The following is a 287-nucleotide window of genomic DNA, read 5'->3' on the forward strand; positions in this document are numbered from 1 at the left end:
CCCCGCCCCCGCCCCCGCCCCCGGGCCCGGGCCCCCGACCCACCCCCCCCCCCGCCGCCCCCCACCGCACCACCCGCACCGCACCAGTTGTTGTCGTGCCGCACCGCACCGCATCAGACGGCGCCACGCCGCACCAGTTGTTGTCGCGCCACACCGCGTCGCGCCAGACGGCACCACGCCGCCCGTGCCGCGCCGCCCCGTGCCGTGCCACACGCCGCGCCGCGCCACCGCGCCACCGCGCCAGTTCGCCCCGCCCCGCCCCGCCCCGCCCCGCACTGCGCCGTCCC

The sequence above is a fragment of the Dactylosporangium sp. NPDC051485 genome, assembly GCF_040682015.1.
In the GTDB taxonomy this organism is placed as follows: Bacteria; Actinomycetota; Actinomycetes; order Mycobacteriales; family Micromonosporaceae; genus Dactylosporangium.